Genomic DNA, 17,725 nt, shown 5'->3' on the forward strand with positions numbered 1-17,725 from the left:
CCTTTCTATCGTTGTTGACTATCTAAAGATTTTTTGGCTTGTTCAAAATCACTACGGTATGGATTCATAGGATCTGCTGAGATTGGCGCGTGATTTACATTCGTGTTTTGGTAGCTGTCTAAGATTTCTTGATGTAACTGAATACCAGACTTAGAAGAGAATAATTGGTCTACATATTCTCCAACTGCAGATTCATAAATAGATTGGCTTCTTGTTGAAGCTTGATTCCATAACTCAGCTTCCATTACTTCTTCTTCTGTCTTTGATTGGTCTAGTAATGTATAAGACTCTTGCTTAATAATTAAATAGAATGTCTTTGCAAATACAGGAGAGAAATGAAGATAAATGGATCCATTTGTTTGAACCGCTTTTGAAAGAGGAATTTCATAGGTAGTGGATTCTTCATTTTGGTCAACTTGATACATCAATGACATTAATTCAATTGGATACTCTGTGAAGAAATCAACGGATAAATGATTTACGGTTTTAGGCTTATCTAATGTTATTTTTAGTTTGGCCATAACACCTTTTCCACTGACCTTTTCTGTTTCATCTACTACATCTGTTTCTAATTCAGAAAAGAAGTTGTAGTATTCATTTACTTCTTTAAGAGCAATCTCTGTTAAGTCAATATAGGTCAAACTCGTACCTGTGAAGTCTGTTTCAAAATCGTATCCGTATGAAACAATTTTCTTTCCGGCGAAGTCCCAAGAGTACGGGTAGTATTCGATTTTATAAAGTAGTCGCTTTAATACTTCTGTTAGTCTTGGCCCAGCTTCTACAATCGGTCGATCATCCAGTTCAGCATGTTCATAGTCACTATTAGGAGCAACTAGGTAAATACTGAAATGTTCTTGTCGATTGTATGGGTGCATAAATGTCATTTCCCATAGTCCTTCAAATTCAGATACAGATAATGAATAATGCTGTTCGATATAAATGGGAGTAGGCATCCACTTTCCTCCTTTCTATAGTTTTGTTATTTCTGTATAAGCAGGTGCATTTGTTTTAACTGCTTGTGCCCAATACGTCTCAAGTGAATCATCTATTGCATGCTCCAATGGATGGTTTCTGTCTGAAATACTATTTGGTGCTTGATACATAATTTCAATCTTTGCAGTTGTTGCCCCATTTGAGTTTTGCAGAGCATCCTCTACTTCTCTAATAGGTAGAGACAGATAGTGTTGATGGAAGCTACGATTTAATGATGCACTTGGTAAGGATTTGCCGTCGCGGTCTAAGAATAAGTGAGCGTATTGGTCACGATCTGTTTCCATATACAAGCTCTTTTCTTTTTCTTCAAAGCCATATGTTTTTACAACTAACCCATCTTCTCCTTTTGCTTTGAGGTTTAATTCCTCAACACGAGTAGAAAGTGAGTCCACTTCCCTTTTCACATCATCCAATGTTCCTCGAAGAATTCTGTCATAATTGGCTATTACTTTCTCAACGATAAGATGTGAGTTATAAAGTCGCTTTAAATCTAAAGCTACATTCGAATGCATTTGATTAAAATGTTCGGCATCTACTTTTTCATCAGTTGGTGTAAGAGTCGTAACCTTTTCTTGTCTATTTGCAAGTTGTTGAATGAGTGCTTCAAACTCTTCTTTTGTTATAACTTTTACATCAAACAAATCCATATTTTCTTGTACTAACTGCTCTACTTCTTTGCGGTCGTAATCAGGCAGAACCGATAAATAATTGTGTAAATACTCCATACCTACACCTCCTTATGTTGGATATAAACCCAAGGACCTACTTGCTCACTATTTCGGTTTCGTATCCGAATAGCAGGACAAGCGCCATCGATAGTTGTTTTCTGAATATAAATCCATTCTCCATTTTGGTTTCTTATTCTCATAGGAGATTTACTTATCTCTAAAGCAGAAGCTAAGATTGCTTCAATTCTTCCATATTGCATTTCACTGTAACGAAAACGTCCATATTGATTTGTCTTAGAATTTCGTCTTGTAACAGGTTCGGCTTTTACTTGGAATGCATTTGCTTTTGGAGTTTCCTGTCTGATCTCTTCTTGAATATAAACCCAGGGAGATTTCTCGTCTTTTGTAATAGAACGAATTCGTACCTGTGTCATACAGAAAAACACCTCCAAAATAAAATAAGAGGGAGCTTTTGCTCCCTCATGAACGTAACCATTCGTATATAACCAGTCAATATATAATCCGTTATTGTTACGCTACTTCTCCTGCTTCTACGATTTCTTCGGTCGGAACTGCAGATGGTGCAGGTGGTGCTGCATGTCGCATCATTTCTTCCTGACGTTGCTGTTCCTCAATAGCTTTTTGTTTTAGAAGTGTTTTGTATTTAACGTTTTCACTAATTAACTTAATAATTGTATCTTCATACTCTTTGATTAATAGATTCACATCTAAATTTGTTGTATTCCCTTGTTGATTCATTTTGTTTTTCCTCCTATTGAACATTTGGAACATGTTATTTATTGAACACATCATAAGGACTACTTATTAAAATATCAAGCTAGTTGTGTTGGTTTTTCGTCCCAAGAAATAGCCTGCACTTCTTCTATAGTTGTACAGGCCTCGATTCTTGGTTGTAGTACATTTCTTAGCTTAGATATCTTTGCATCCTTTTCTCGATATGCTAAAAATGCTACATTGAGAAACTGCTCCTTACTTAAAGTAACTCTATGAGCTTTATCACCTTTCCATGCAGTCCATTCAACTTCTGTCATAAGCCCTTCGTTAAATAATGCTAGGCTGCCAATAAAATTAGATTGTGCTTCTGTATCAAACGAAAACGTATAAGTTTCTGAACCGACAGGAGCATCAAAGTAACCTGAGATATCCTTATTGCATGCCTCATTTAATTGATTAAATTTTACTGTCTTAACATCATTTAAAACGGCTTCCATATCTGCACCTTCAACCCACTCATTTAAAGTTTCATCGAATCGTGGTTTGTAAAAACTTTCTTTCCAGCAAAACTTAATAATTCTTCGCCCTTCAGATAGGGCTTTTTCTATTTCGTCCTCAGACATTAAATAATGTTCAATCACATAGCCTTCTTCATTTACTTCCCAACATGGTAATCCTGTGTCTATAGGAATAGGTGGAAAATTAATAATAGGTTCCTCTATAATCTCTACCTCACCTACGACTTCAATATTTTCTAAGTTTTCCATAACAACCCTCCTTTATTGTCTAGCTAGGAATCTAACTCCATTTAGAGAACAGAAATCAGGGGCACCACCTTGCATTACAACGGTTCCATCTGCATTTATATCAAGACGAGAATGACCGTTAACACCATTAACGGCGCTAAAGATAAGTGTTGTGTCTGGTCTAAAACCAGCAGGTAATTGGAATGCGGACCCAGTAGTACCACTATTACCTCTTAGTAATCCCTGTAACACAACAAAACCTGCTGCATCTTTGGTGTATCCGACCCCACCAAATCCGCCGTACTGAGTCCAACCATTAGTGAATGCTGTGACTTGTGTAAATGGTCTACTTATGATTTCAGCATAACCACCAGCACTACCAGTGTTAACCCTAATTACTTGGGTACCATTCACATCAGATACCCACCAGCTTGCACCTGCTCCATGACTTGCAGGATCCCTAGGTTTTATGTTCCCGTACCCGTCCATTGCCATACCTGAGCTATTCATGAATTGAATTTGCTTACCGTTGTACATTCTTAGGTCTCCGTAGTTCGATACGTTTGCTGCACCGTCTACTTTCCACCTAACAACATCACCAGTCCCTTGTATTTCTAACCCATTATCTGCACCAGCACCACTTCCACCGGTACGAAGTCTAGCGATATTGTTATGGAAGTTTAATGAAATTGATGCTGAAGTATTACCAGGGTTTGTTGTAGCAAATCCACCTACCGATGCAACTTCACCATTCGCTCTCACTGTGGCTCTTCTTGCTCCATTTCGAGCAAACTGTAAGTCACCTGTAGCATTTCCAAGGTTGTCTGGAGCAACTACTATCTTCCAGTTGTTTGTAGGGTCTTTCCATTCTAGTCCTTCTCCACCACCTGGATCAGTGATTGTAATATGGTTTACGTTTTCGATATTGGTATTACCCATGTCGATTATTCCACCAACAATTAAGTTTCCGGTAAGTTTTATGTTACCACCAACATAAAGTTTTTCAGTCGTTCCTGCAAAACCATTAATACCTACCCCTCGTTCACGGATAGATAATGCAGGCGTAAATGTAGGAATAGTAACTTTTAGGGTAACATCATTCGAACCAGCTAATATATAACCTATTGAATCACGAACTACAACAGAAATTGTCGCAGTATAGGAATCAGCAAGAGTTGTACTACTTGTTACTGTATAAGACTCTACTCCGGAAGTTATAGTTGAAGTTCCTTTTGTATATCCTGATGGCATTGTTGAGGTATTTGTAGATCCTGCCAATGAGGTGTTAGGAGTGATATTAACTTTGAAGGTTGCTTTACCAACTATACGAGATAAGTCACTTGATGTAACACTTGGTTTTTTATAGTAGTGAAGATCTACTGTTGGAGTTTCTGCAGAAGATTTCCCTGTGTTTCCTAACGTCTGTGCTCTTACATAGAAGGAAACGTTTTTCTTACTAGTTAACAATCCGGCTTCTATATGATTAACAGTTACTGTAGTCGCAGCAGTAACAATACCTGTATTTTTAATAATACCTTGGCTGTTTGGTTCTACTATAATTACGTCATAACTACAATTTCGTCCGAGCATATCTTTAATTGCTCCTGGGATTGACAGTGAAACAGGCTTGTATTCAGGGAAAATGTAGTTAACTGCATTTATCGTGTAGTAAGAAGCAGCGGCTATAGAAACACTAGGGGTTCCATTTACAGGAGCGTCTATTCCTAAATCGATCGGGATAGCTACCGTTTCGGTTTTAGATGAACCTTTACCATTTGTAGCAGTTACCTGTAAATCAATCGTTCCTTTGTAGGGGTTGGTGTCCGAATGTGCAGTTCCGTTTAATGCTGCAGCTTTCAGATTGTCTATTGTCATATAGTGCCCAGCCGTACCATTGTTTGCGTTAATAGTAATGTTTCCTGGTGAAACACCAGAAGGTCCTAAAAGTGTGGTGTATTTACTTGCTATTCCGCTAATGGTGTAACTTATTGGAGAACCCAGATTATCAGAAGCAGCTCCTAATGTTACAACGAAAGTTCTCGTAGCATAAGTAACACTAGCACTGGATGTTAATGATGGGGGCTTTAATTCATTTTTGTATACGGTAGGAGAGTAAATCCAATCTGAACGCATTACGTCTGTACCTACTGTATTCTTTGCTTGGATTGAATAACGAACAGAATTAGCACTTGCTCCAGGAGCATCCGAAAATGTTCCGTTATTATTAGCAGCTACTACTGTCCAAGCGCCTCCATTTATCTGCCTTTGTATTTCGTAAGTAAGTGTTCCATTGGCTCCAGTTGCACCTGACCAGTTTAGGGTGAAGGCTCCTGTCCCTAAGTTTTCTCTATAATAAGATGTAACTGATGTTGAACCGTCTTTGATCCAAATTGGACCACTTAACGAAGGAGTCGTAGCATAAACAGAAACAGGTACAGTTCCTGATTTACCTCCGACATAACCTGTTGTACTACTTGATGTTCCACCAAGTTGTGACGTTGCTGAGAATGTGTATGATAAGCTAGATGTTGTTGCTGATATACCTGATACAGTTACGCTAATATTACTTGATTTAGCGCCTGCTCCTTTTGGGAATGTACCTAAGGCAGCAAAACTAACTGTAGTTCCACCAATAGTAATCTTAGGATAAACAAGTGCGCCAAAATAATCATAGGTTTGGTTATCTAACCTAGCCCAACATGTAACGCTATATGTAACTGAATTTGCAGTACGACTTGTCTGATCTGCATAAACTGTATAAAGCATGGTCGGGTATGAACCCGACGCCAATGCTGCAAATAACTCCATATTTTTTCTCCTCTCTTAATTTATCTATTAAATGAACACATAATCTATACCTTTATTGCCGACATCTGTAGACTTTTTCATACGTAAGACATTCGTAATCTCAATATCGTCCCTAGCAATAAAGCTACCGTCTACTCGAACCGATGTATCACCAGTTAGGTTTTTAAATACGAAATCATCACCAGATGAACCATCAGATATAAATTCTAAAGCTGTAGTTCCCTTAATAGAGAAGCTTTTCATTTTGATCGTATTGTTCTTGTAGTCAATTCCAAAATCGTTTGCTCCGAAATCTAATCTTTGATTAGTGATGTCTACTGCTAAGAAGTTACCAAAGGTAGTTTTTGTATTTAATTCTACTGCTGACTCACCTAAAACCACTTTCTGAATCTTAGAATCATCAGTAAGAATGATTTTAGCATCGCCTTTTGTTGCAGTATCTTTGATTAAGATATTTCCTACAACTACTTCACCAGAGAACGTTCCTGTGAAGAATCCTTTCGTTGCTTCTAAAGTACCATCTGAGAAAACTTTGAATGGAGCAGTAGATTTGTTTGAACCAGCCCAGAACCTTAAATCCTTTCCAGTCCCACCTACTCCACTTAGTAATCCACCAGTAACAACGAAAGCATCAGTTGGTGCATTATAGTATCCTAATTCAATATCTCCACGGAATGTAGCAGCATTGAATTCAGCAGAACCATCAGCATCAATCTTCCAACCTTTTTTCTGTCTTTCGTATCCAATAGATTGAGAGGTACCAGATGTAGATAAGTTACCATTCGTATCAATATGGAAAGTCTGTTGACCTGAATCGTTGTATATTTGGACATCTCTAAAGTTAGCGTATCTTGCTTGGATTGTTCCTGTCTTAATATAGTTACCATCGATAACTGTAACTCCAGTTGTGTCATCTTTAGTAAATAGGTTCGACATGAAGTTTTTTTCATCTGATAATGGTCTGTAGTTACCATCCATATCTAGATAAAGTGGATTCGCTGGATCATAACCTGGTTGGTTAGAGTTACTGATTTTATTTCCAGCTGAATCAAGTGCCCATCCAGAAGCAAAATCAGAGAACGTAACTTTACCTTTCAGGTTAATGTTCTTACTTACCATATCAATAGCTCCTGGTGTAACAGACATAGAAGAAGCAATATCAAGTGCTTTAATGTCTCCATTTGGAGTTACTACTTTTCCGATTAACCCATCAATATCTTCATTAGCAGGATTCCAAGCTGTTAACTTTGAACCTTCTTCTACTTTAATACCCGTAAACCAATAGGTTCCATTTGTACCTCCACCGCTTCTACCAATATACACTATTGCATTGTTTGATTTCGCAGTAAATGTGAAGTACAACTTCACCCATTTGTTTTTAGCTGCATCGCCTGCAGCCATAGTTGCACCTGGATAACCTACCCCATCATTAACTTGGATAACTGCTTGACCTGCTGAAGATTTAACATAGCAAGAAACAGTATATGTATTACCATTTATAGTAGAAAAGTTTTGAAACAATCCTTGGTTACCTGTTGTCGTTGTAAATTTAACGGCTTTATCAAAACCAGGCAAGTCTGTAATATCTTCTACTTGTCGTACAGAAGGAGATCCCCAGTTTGTCCAGCTTGTCGCATCTGCAGTAGAGAAGCGAGAGTTTAAGATAACATTGCGTCCCCCGTCCGTTTTTGATGGATCATAACCATCATCAAACATCGTATTGCTATTAATATAGACTTTACCGTTAACAGTTACTTCCCCTGTATTGGTAATTTCTAATGTAACAGTTCCACTATTGTTCGTAACGCGTAATCGTCTTGCATCCACGGACTCTGCTTTTACAGAATTGGTTTTAAGTTTTCCACCATCAATAACAGTTACTCCATTTTCAATAGTAGTAATTTCATAAGCATCTATTTCTTGTTGTGTAGGCTCTCTAAATACAAGTCGGTCAAAGATAATGTTTTTAACTTTGTTTGTTGTAGAACCAGAGTAGTTGGCAAGCAAATATCCGGCCATAGCTGAGTAACCAGTTAGGTTGTCTGTTGGTCTTTTCATAACTGCTCGAACCGTATACCACTTACCTAACGTTGGAGTAGGTACTACATCTGATAGGTGTATTGATGCCCTAGAAGGACTCATACTGTTCCAATCCAGTAAGACGCATGCTCCTGTTATTGCACCACTAACTAGCATAAAGTCTAATTCAACTACGTAGTACTTGTTATTTGGAAGGTTTGGGATAAAGTATCCTGTTGTAATTTGTGCTCCTACTTGTGTAGTATCTGCACCTACATTAAATCTCATTGCACTACCAGTTCTTGTTAAAGTTGTTTCTTTTGAAACCGATGAACCACTCCATGAAGCGAGTCCGGCTGGAAATGCCTGAGTCCAATCTGAGAATGTTGAGTTTATAACTACCTGTCCCTGCTTTAATGCGTTATTTGCATTGTTTGCTGCATCCTGAGCTTTTTTATCTGCATCTGCAATAGCTTTATCTATATCTGCTGGAGCTAGCTCCCAAGATGTAGCGACGTTACCCTCTTCGATTTTTAACGAGTTAACACGAATCCATGCATAACCATTAGAACCTGTCATTTCTCGTTTTGTGCTACCAGCAATTAAGATGTATGCATTGTCGTCGTCGCGATCGGCTTTAAATGTTAATTTAACGCTGTAATAATTCGTAGCGCTTCCTGTTGCGATTGGGGCAAACTTAGGGAAATCTGTTGTTTTGATATCACCTAAACGACGGTTGCCTCCTTCTACCGTATACATTAAGTACATGTAATCTAGTAAATCGCCTAGTTCGCTTGTTGCTACGTTCATAGAAAGTGTATATTCTCGTCCACTTTTTACTGCAAACTTTCTTCCGTCACTTGCCATCCCGATTTTAGTATCTAAAGGAACAGGCAACTGGGTACTTCCGTTTCTCGTTTCCATGAATAATGCTTTCCCTGTCGGCAATTGTGGTTGTGCATAATGGCCAATAGATCCAATGCTCCCCCAGCGATTCCAACCTGAAGCATCTTTAAAGTCTGTTCCAGTCAGCATTTGAGTGCCGCCGACTTTCATATCATCATATCTTTTATTTGCGGCATCGATTAAATCATTAATGTCTTGAGTAGCTAAGCTCCAGTCTGTTACTTTATTTCCTCTTTCTAATTGGAATCCAGTAACGAATCCTGCAGTTGCTACTGATGATGAATCTGCTCCAGCATAGACACTTAATGTACTGTCTTTTGCAACGAATGTATGAACTACACGAACCCACTTACCTACTTCCGGCTGGAATTTTGTATATGTCCATCTTACATTCGAGTTACCTTCTTGCATCTTAATGACACCAGTTTTAGTTAATTTAAACCAAGCTGAAAGTGTGTAGGTTTCTCCTGTAGTTACTTTAACACTGTCTAATGCAAGACCATATTCACCACTTACGACTGATTCGAATTGAAAACCAGTTCCGAACCCTGCTAAGTCAACATCTACGCCTACGGTTTTTGTTCCGCCAGAAGTACCGAAACCTCTCCATTTACCCATTGTTTTAAATAAAGAGTTTGGAATTATATTATTTCCGCCAACTTGTATGTCTGTAATCATATCTGAAACATCAAGAGCCGATGGAGACCAGTTAACAATTCTGTTAGCCTCAGAAAACATAACATTCTTAACCCAGTATTTATTAGTAGCTGTTAATTGAGCACCATAGATAAAGGCTTTGAAATAAGCTGCTGAACTAATAGTAGGTTTCGTCTTGAAGAGTATCGAGATTCGTGTCCAAGTGTTTGCCTTAGCAACGGTTTCGCTAGAAATCAATGCATATCTTTCTAATGCATTGTTGTTTCCCCCTGTGTCAAAGAACCAAAAGTGCATTGGAGTTGTACTAGCTATTGAGGTATCTTCACTAAACATAATTTCTGTAGTGTATACATACTCTGTTCCTCCCTTAACTACAGGAACATTTACTGTATTAGTAGAAACGATAGAACCGACTGCTTCTAATACAGAGAAACCATCCTTTTGAACAATGTTTAGAGATGTACCACCATTCAATGCCCAACCATTTAGATTTCTGAAATCTCCAGAATTTCTAAATAAGTTATTACCACTGTTAAGTTGTCCAAGAATTGTATTTTCAATATCTTCCGGAGCAGGAGACCAGTCCATTGGCTTGTTTCCTTTGTATAGTGCAACCCAATCTACAGTAGCTAGTGTTGTATTTTGAGGGTAGTTATACAGGCTCAGTTTTCTTTCGTTCCCTGTTGTTGTAGCTAGTGCTTTAAACGTTACATAAGTTACTCCATTAACATATGTAGTTGTTGCATAGCCTACATTGTTAGAACCACCATTTTGCCATATGCCAAACCTTTGTCCTGCAGGAACCGTACCTTTAATAACAAAAGTGTATTCTTGTCCAGTAATCCAATCCTCGGATAAGCTATACATCTTGATAAGGTAATCTGTTGTTGAGAAGTCTGTATTGGATTCTAACAATAGGTTCTTACCACCTACAGAAAGCTTATCAAGATTGTCCTGTACCTTAGCAATTGAATCGTCAACATCAGCTTGGGATAAAGAGAAGTCAGTTGCTACACTACCTAGCTCCCCTTTTACGTTTCTGATTTTAAATGTAAGAGGAGCACCAGTGTTATTAATTACTCCAATATTAGATTGGTCGTATAACTCTGTAGTTGAACTATCTTTGTTTTTATAAGAGAACCAACATTTAGTCCATGTATTTGCTTTTATATTTCTACCAGAATTCTTTCTTAGCGCTACCTCATCGTTATCATTCGTACCAGATGATGTACCAATCGGGAAGTTATTCGTATCATTACTCCATGTTACATCCACAGGTGAATACACGTCGAAACTAACTGTGTACCAACTCCCAATAGGGATAACAGAAAACTTATCAGTGATTCGCACACCTGCTCCCCATGATCCACCAGCACCATCATTAATTGTAAGAGTCCATGTATTTGTAAGATCATCAAATGATGAAGATGCTGCATTGATAGGAACTACTTGTTTTTTTCTAACGATGTTCTGTCCACCGACTTTTAAATTATCGATTTTGTCATTAGCATTATTTGCTGATTTATTAATCGCATCATTAATCGCTTTCTTGATTTTTTCAGATTCATTAAAGTACGTATTCATCTGTGTTTTGAATAAGTCTCTGGCAGTAGTTGAAGCAAATGTATATGTTGTGTTCATGTTCGCTAAAACTTCTGAAGCGATTTTTGGAGATACACTGTCTAAATTTGTATACGCAGTTGTATATGAAGTAGCTGAAACACTAAGAGAATTTGCTAAAGCCAATGTTTGCGTGTATTCGGCTTTGATTGATTCCCAATCACGACTTAATGTTTGTTTTTCTAGTGGCGTAATCTTCATATCGCTTGTCATATCAGCAATAGCTAACTTAGATTCATAAGCACTAATTTCTTGCTCAGTTGCAGGTCTTGTAATTACAGAATCAAAGTGAAGCACATTCGCAGGCATTGTAGGATCAATTGTACTCCAAGATGCCATTGGGAAAATTCCATATCCACCAAAATCATCAGTTGTCGGAACTTTAATTACTTTCGATACTGTATACCATTTGTTTAATACGGGGTTTGGAATAACATCTTTAAATTTGAATGCGTTATCCCAGTAAATAGATTTACCATCTGCTCTCCAATATCTAAATAGCACACCAGCAGCATTAATAGAACCACTCTCTAATTTGAATGTCGCTTCAATATATGCATATTCGTAGAATGGTTTATTCATTGCGTTTGTGTTGAAATAACCTGACTGTCCTGCTGCAGTAGTGAATTTAACAGAATTACCATTTCCATTCTCTGAAGCCACTTTGGTCGGAGCAGTCCCCATTAATCCTATGTATCCATTAGGTAGAGAACCAGTCCAATCAGCGAAGTTGTAGTTCTTATTAATATAAGAAGACTCATTAGATGCAATTACGTTCGTGTAATCCTTCGCGTTTTTCTCCGCATCCTCTGCGCGCTTCTTAGCTGTTTCATTAATCTTCTTAATTAATTGTGCTTTTTTATCGTAATAGTCATCAAATGTATTACGGAAAGTTGCGCCATTAATATCACTAGTGATTGTGATGTTAGCAATAATAGGAGATATTGCTGTATTTAAAGCGTTGTAGGCATTGACATAGTTTGTCTTCTCCGTCGTGATTCCATAATTAGTGGCAAGTGATTCGTATTGTGGCTTCTCTGCTGATATTGTAGCCCACTCTTTTTTTAGCTGTTGCTTTTCCAGAGGAGTAGCTTTATTGTCATTAGACATATCAGCGATAGCGCTCTTACTTGCTTCAGCTTTCTGATCTGCTGCAGAAATCATTTCATCAATATCAGCAGGATGAGGTGTCCAACTGGTAGCTTTGCTTCCTTCTTCGAACTGAGGTCTTGCCATTTTCACCATACCATTTTGAGATAAAGACAACATAAATTCTGCTTTGTCTGTAACATTTTGAGGTAATTCAAATGAAAAAGAAACGTAGACCCATTTGTCCTTAGCCAATTTCGACAAGTCTGTAATTCTTACATCAAACTGTGTACCGCTTGCATCACTTGTAGCTTTTGTGAATCTAACAGCAAGATCATCAGAACCGTTACCGATAAGAGGTACACTACTATCAACATACAACCAAGCGCTAGCTGAATAATTACTTCCTTTCTCAATGCTTGGCAATGGGATATTTCTTTGTGCTACTTGCGCTCTAGGGTTTCCACTTTGATAATTCGTTCTTTGTAGAGTTATCGAATTACTACCTTGAAAATCATTTGTATTGATAGTGACACCCGGCCACCCAGCAAAAGTTGAGGTGTAGCGTAAAAAGTTCACTCCACCAATTTTTAAATTAGCAATTTTGTCATTAGCATCACTTGCTGACTTGTTGATTGCATCATTAATTGCTTTCTTGACTTTTTCGGATTCATTGAAATAAGCACTTATCTTTGATTTAAATGCATCTCTTGTAGATACTGAAGCGAATGTATAAGTGGTTGTCATATTAGCTAATACTTCCGCTGCTATTTTCGGAGTAACGCCATCTAGGTTCGTATAAGATGTCGTGTAAGTAGAAGTTGTAACACCAAGAGAAGTTGCTTGCGCTAACACTTGTGTGTATTCTGCTTTAATGGCTTCCCATTCTCGACTTAAGATTGTTTTTTCCAACGGAGTGATCTTTAAATCACTTGTTAATTCATCAATACCTGCCTTACCTTTTGCAGCGTTATCTTTGATTGTAGCTGCATCAGTTCCTGCAATTGTAGAATCAGAACTAATAACTAAACCATGAGCATAGATTTTACCATCTAGGTTTGTATAGAACATTTTGTTCCATGTACCTGCATTGTTCTTCTCAATAGAAATGCCTTCAGTTGCATTCAGGATTGTTCTGAAAAGACCATCGCCTCTTAAAACAACGATACCTTTATCAGTATTGATAGTAACACCGTTGTAGTCTTCTCCTGGTCTAATACTGTTTGCTAGATATGTAGATGTTGCTACTGCCAATCTTGAAAGTTTTTCGTAGTAAGCATCCCATTTAGCTGTCCATGTAACGGGATCAATTGTTGTATCCCCCGTCAACCAAGGTCTCGGAGTTAATGATTCTAAATATGTTTTTAAATTACTATAGGCTGTTTCAAAAGCTGTATAATCCACATGAGTTACTGGCATACCTGAAGCTCTTGCTTCTGCTCTTGCTAAATAAACTTGTCCGCCTTTTGCAGTATCAATCGTTGCAAGAGTAGGAAGAGTTTGTCCAGAAAGAACATCACCTGTGATTTCCATTAAAATTAATTTAATGTTTACTTTTTCGCCTGAAGTAATGATACCGTCACTTCCTGCTTTATCAGCAAAGTCTTTTAATTTTTCTACATCTTGATAAAATGATGGGTCTAGAGCGGAAATAGATAACGATTGCTCAACCCAATTAATTCCGTCCCAACTATTTAATGTATTAGGATCTTTAGTTGTGTCAATCCAAAGTGCTCCTAATGAAGGGTCAGCGGGCGGTACATCTGATACAATTGCATCGTTAATATCAACAAGTGATATGTGCCCAGTTGCTAATACTTCCATATTGTTCCCTTCTTTCTGATTTATGTTTTATTTAAAAAAGTAATAGACTACTTTGTTTTACCCCATCAAAGTAATCTATTACATCTTAGAATCGCAACACCTAATTACTAATAATCTGGCAAAGAAATGTTGCTCTTTGTTTTAAATCCAGTCTGGTAATTGGCACTTCTTTTAATCCTGCATGTGTCTGATTCCATGCAGTATCCTCATTGCCATCTTTATCTACTCTTCTCCATAGAAACTGACTGTTTTGCAACTGGCTTGTTACATCAGTAGATCCTTTGTACACTTGGGCCTTTAATGTCGTTGAAACAATACCTTGTTTAAAGAACATTCCATTTGTACTTATTATTTCTACACGATAAGGAGTTCGTTTTTCTATTTCTTGAAGAAGTTCACCGGGGCTATAACCTGGTTCGAACTGTGTATCTGGTCCGATTTGAACCATACCAGCTTTAATCTTTCCAGTAGTTATTTGTTCCGCATGTAATTCTCCTGTGTAGAAACCATCTTCAGTCATGAATGAACCGTCACCAGTCCACTCAGTTACGATGTTTCCTTTTTGGAGCATTGGTCTACAGAAATAAGAATCTCCATTTTTAGGATGATAGATTCGTAAACGAACTCTTGTCGTTCCTGCAGGAGCAGTTTCTGTAACGCTAATACGTTGCCATATATCATTTCCTGTTAATATAGATGTGGTGATTTTTGATGTGATACGAGCTGAGTCATTGTAGTATTCGATTTCAACTCTAGGATGACCGCCATCATAACCGGAGAGATTTTTTGTGAGGACATATACAGAAGCAGAGTAATTTTCTCCTGTACTTGCGGGAACAAACTTAGAATACGCACTTGAATTTTGCAGAGGTTTTCCAGTAGTAAACAAATGAAGACTATTCGTTGTATTTAAACGAACAATTTCACTTACTTCAGAAGTACTAAAGTTTGAATCAAGAGACCAATCAATTGTCCCTTTTCTAAATGTTGCATTCGATACTAAGTTTCTACTCGTCATCTGAATAGAACCAGCAGTTACTTTGTTAGCACTTAACGTTTTAATATGAGCATCTGTGATACTAGCTTGTGCGATTTCAGCTTCACCAATAGCACCTTTCCCAATAACCCCACTTCCTGCAACGATAGAGTTTACTTGCAAGTGATTAGCATTAATAGATTTCGCTGCTATCTCTCTAGCGGTAATAGCATCAACTACTAGTCGGTCACCTTGCAAGGAATTTTGTAAAACCTTGTCATTGTCTACCGCTCCGTCTTCAATTTTTTTATTAGTAATTGCTCCGTCAGTAATACCCTCTTCCCTTACACCATTATGGTCTAATAGGATAGTAGTTCCATCTGCACCACGAACACGGAAACCAAACTCTGATCCGTCTCCATTCACATCACCAAGAGAGATACGTTCAATTGGAGTTGCTTGGTCATCAAAAACTTGCAATCTGTTATTCGTGATTTTTAATCGCGCACCTGGACCTTGTAAGGTTACTAATGAGGTATCAATTGTACCTGCTTTAATTTTAGCGGCTGTTAAACTAACAATCTTTGCATCTGTAATACTAGCATCTGCGATTTGTGCGGAATCAACCGTACCTTCACCAATAATAGCTCCATCAATAAAAGCATGTTCGATACTTGCATTAATCGCTTCAATTACAGAAGCTTGTAATCTGTCGAAGTCAGCACTTCCCGCTGAAATCTCTAAAGCTTCGATTAATCCTGCTGAAATGTTTTCAGCTTTTAAAGCACCAATCTGCGCAGCATCAATTTTAGCTTGTCCTGCATAAAGATTAATAGCTTCAACAACCATACCCTTAATATGACTTGCAGTTAAGGTACCAATCTTTGCAGAGTCAATTACAGCAGTTTCAATAGATGCGTTAATTGCTTCAATTACAGCTGCCTTGATATGGTCTGCATCAAGTTGACCGATCTTTGCTGAATCAATTACAGCTTCTCCTGCATATAGATTCACGGCTTCGATTACGGCCGCTTTAATGTTCTCGGCTTTTAACTCACCGATAACCGCATTGTCAATTAGTGCAGACTCTGCAGATATGTTCTTTGCATAAATATTGATTGCATCAATAACATTGGCAGCGATGTGTTCTGCAGATAACTCACCAATAACAGCTGTATTAATTTTAGCTGTACCAATATAAGCATTAATTGCTTCAATGATGTTTGTCTTAATATGGTCGATATTAAGTACCCCTGACTTAATAGATCCTGCATCAATATAGTCAATAACTCCACCATGTAAAAAGTCATTACCAGCCATTTCATCATAGCCACCAGGACCATTCTTAGCTACGGCTGCAGGAGAGTTATTAATCGCTCTAATAACTGTATCCTTGATTGAATCTGGAGTTGCTCCGCTTCCAGTTAACCCAGCAATTTTCGAATAGTGAATTAGATGATTATTATCATTAATTGCATCGACAAGAGTTTCGATACCTTCAGAACCATAAATAGCACTAGCAAAATCAATTGCACTACCAGGGATTTGTTTATCTTGCCATGTGTAGATTGAAGGATTTAACCCTACCCCTTTTATGTAGCATTCGTTTTTCACTTTATCGAAGACAAGGCTTCCTTTAGAGAAAGAACGTGATGTAGCAGTTGATTCTTCTACATAAACTGGATTCTGCGCTTTCCATTTTCCTAGTTCGAAACCATGAAGGTATCTTTCTACCTTCTCATTTAAAGCGTATCGACTCTGAGGAACGAGACTGTATCCATCTAAGTTGTATAAAGTAGATAGCATTTTTCCGTATAAATAAAGCTTATTGTTATCGTTACTTGCATCTGCTGTATCTTCAACGAAGATTTGAATGCCTCTTTCTTTTTGAGCTTTGTTTAAATTGAAAACAACGGAAGGAATTACGATAGGGTTGTTTTTAGTACCACTTAAAACGAAAACATCTTGCGCTAGGTAGATGTCATCTTTTGATGTTATAAGGTCTGCTTGTTGAGGATTGTTTTTGTGAGGTTTATTAAATAGTGTAGTTTCTATTTCACCTGTAATAACAGCTGCCATTCCTTTTGCATGAATGTATTGAAGAATTTGGTTTTGTTGTGATCTGTTCCACCCATTTTCAAATCCGAAATTAGATAGTAAGACCCCATGAAAACCTTTAGATTCAAACCATGTTATATCAGCTTCAATGTTATTTAAAACAACATTCGGGTAATTGATAATACCATATAGTCGTGTTCCGCTCTTCTTAACTTCATCTACGAAGAAATTAAAGTTAGTAGATTCTTCTTTATTGATCATGACATGAGGAATGTAACTAAAAGCATTGATTCGTTTTTCAATGGAATCATATGTGTTAATAGATGAACCTCTATAACCAATAAATAACGGACTACCAAAATCAGATATGGTTGCCTTGTCTACTTTCTTATTAAGTTCATCTGAAACTGTGCTTCCTAGCTCTTTAAAGTTAATGACGCGTTCTATCTGTTCAATAGATTCCTGAAGCTCATTAACATCTTCAGACATGACGTAATCACCATTAGGATCTCCGTCATACTGAGCATCCTTTTTACGGACAAACTCAGAATAAGGCACAGGGAAAAATAATTCCTTTTCCATACATTCACCTACTTTGTCTTTAATATGTTTCTTTTATAACCATT

The 17,725-nt window shown here is 37.6% G+C and carries 8 protein-coding genes; all 8 read right to left on the reverse strand.

Annotated features, from left to right (window positions below; all coding sequences use genetic code 11):
• Window positions 1-5: 5 nt before the first annotated feature.
• Window positions 6-953, reverse strand: a complete 948-nt coding sequence (locus tag F3I02_RS00915) for a hypothetical protein (RefSeq protein WP_196477380.1) — start codon at window positions 951-953, stop codon at window positions 6-8.
• Between the two features lie 15 nt (window positions 954-968).
• The gene (locus tag F3I02_RS00920) at window positions 969-1,718 is read right to left on the reverse strand and encodes a hypothetical protein (RefSeq protein WP_196477381.1); all 750 of its coding nucleotides are present in this window, start codon (window positions 1,716-1,718) and stop codon (window positions 969-971) included.
• Between the two features lie 2 nt (window positions 1,719-1,720).
• On the reverse strand, window positions 1,721-2,095 hold the full coding sequence (locus F3I02_RS00925; RefSeq protein WP_196477382.1) for a hypothetical protein: 375 nt from the start codon (window positions 2,093-2,095) through the stop codon (window positions 1,721-1,723).
• 97 nt (window positions 2,096-2,192) lie between these two features.
• Entirely contained in the window at window positions 2,193-2,420 is a 228-nt protein-coding gene (locus F3I02_RS00930; RefSeq protein WP_196477383.1) for a hypothetical protein, read from the reverse strand.
• Between the two features lie 74 nt (window positions 2,421-2,494).
• The gene (locus tag F3I02_RS00935; protein WP_196477384.1) at window positions 2,495-3,163 is read right to left on the reverse strand and encodes a DUF4376 domain-containing protein; all 669 of its coding nucleotides are present in this window, start codon (window positions 3,161-3,163) and stop codon (window positions 2,495-2,497) included.
• A 12-nt stretch (window positions 3,164-3,175) separates the two neighbouring features.
• Window positions 3,176-5,950 (reverse strand): hypothetical protein, encoded by a 2,775-nt coding sequence (locus F3I02_RS00940; RefSeq protein ID WP_196477385.1) that lies wholly within the window; start codon window positions 5,948-5,950, stop codon window positions 3,176-3,178.
• A 27-nt stretch (window positions 5,951-5,977) separates the two neighbouring features.
• Window positions 5,978-14,065, reverse strand: a complete 8,088-nt coding sequence (locus tag F3I02_RS00945; RefSeq protein ID WP_230876743.1) for a phage head spike fiber domain-containing protein — start codon at window positions 14,063-14,065, stop codon at window positions 5,978-5,980.
• 100 nt (window positions 14,066-14,165) lie between these two features.
• Complete coding sequence (locus F3I02_RS00955; RefSeq protein WP_196477386.1) at window positions 14,166-17,681, reverse strand: hypothetical protein; 3,516 nt, start codon at window positions 17,679-17,681, stop codon at window positions 14,166-14,168.
• Between the last annotated feature and the right edge of the window lie 44 nt (window positions 17,682-17,725).

Source organism: Bacillus sp. SRB3LM (assembly GCF_015712745.1).
Lineage (GTDB): Bacteria > Bacillota > Bacilli > Bacillales > Bacillaceae_G > Bacillus_A > Bacillus_A thuringiensis_K.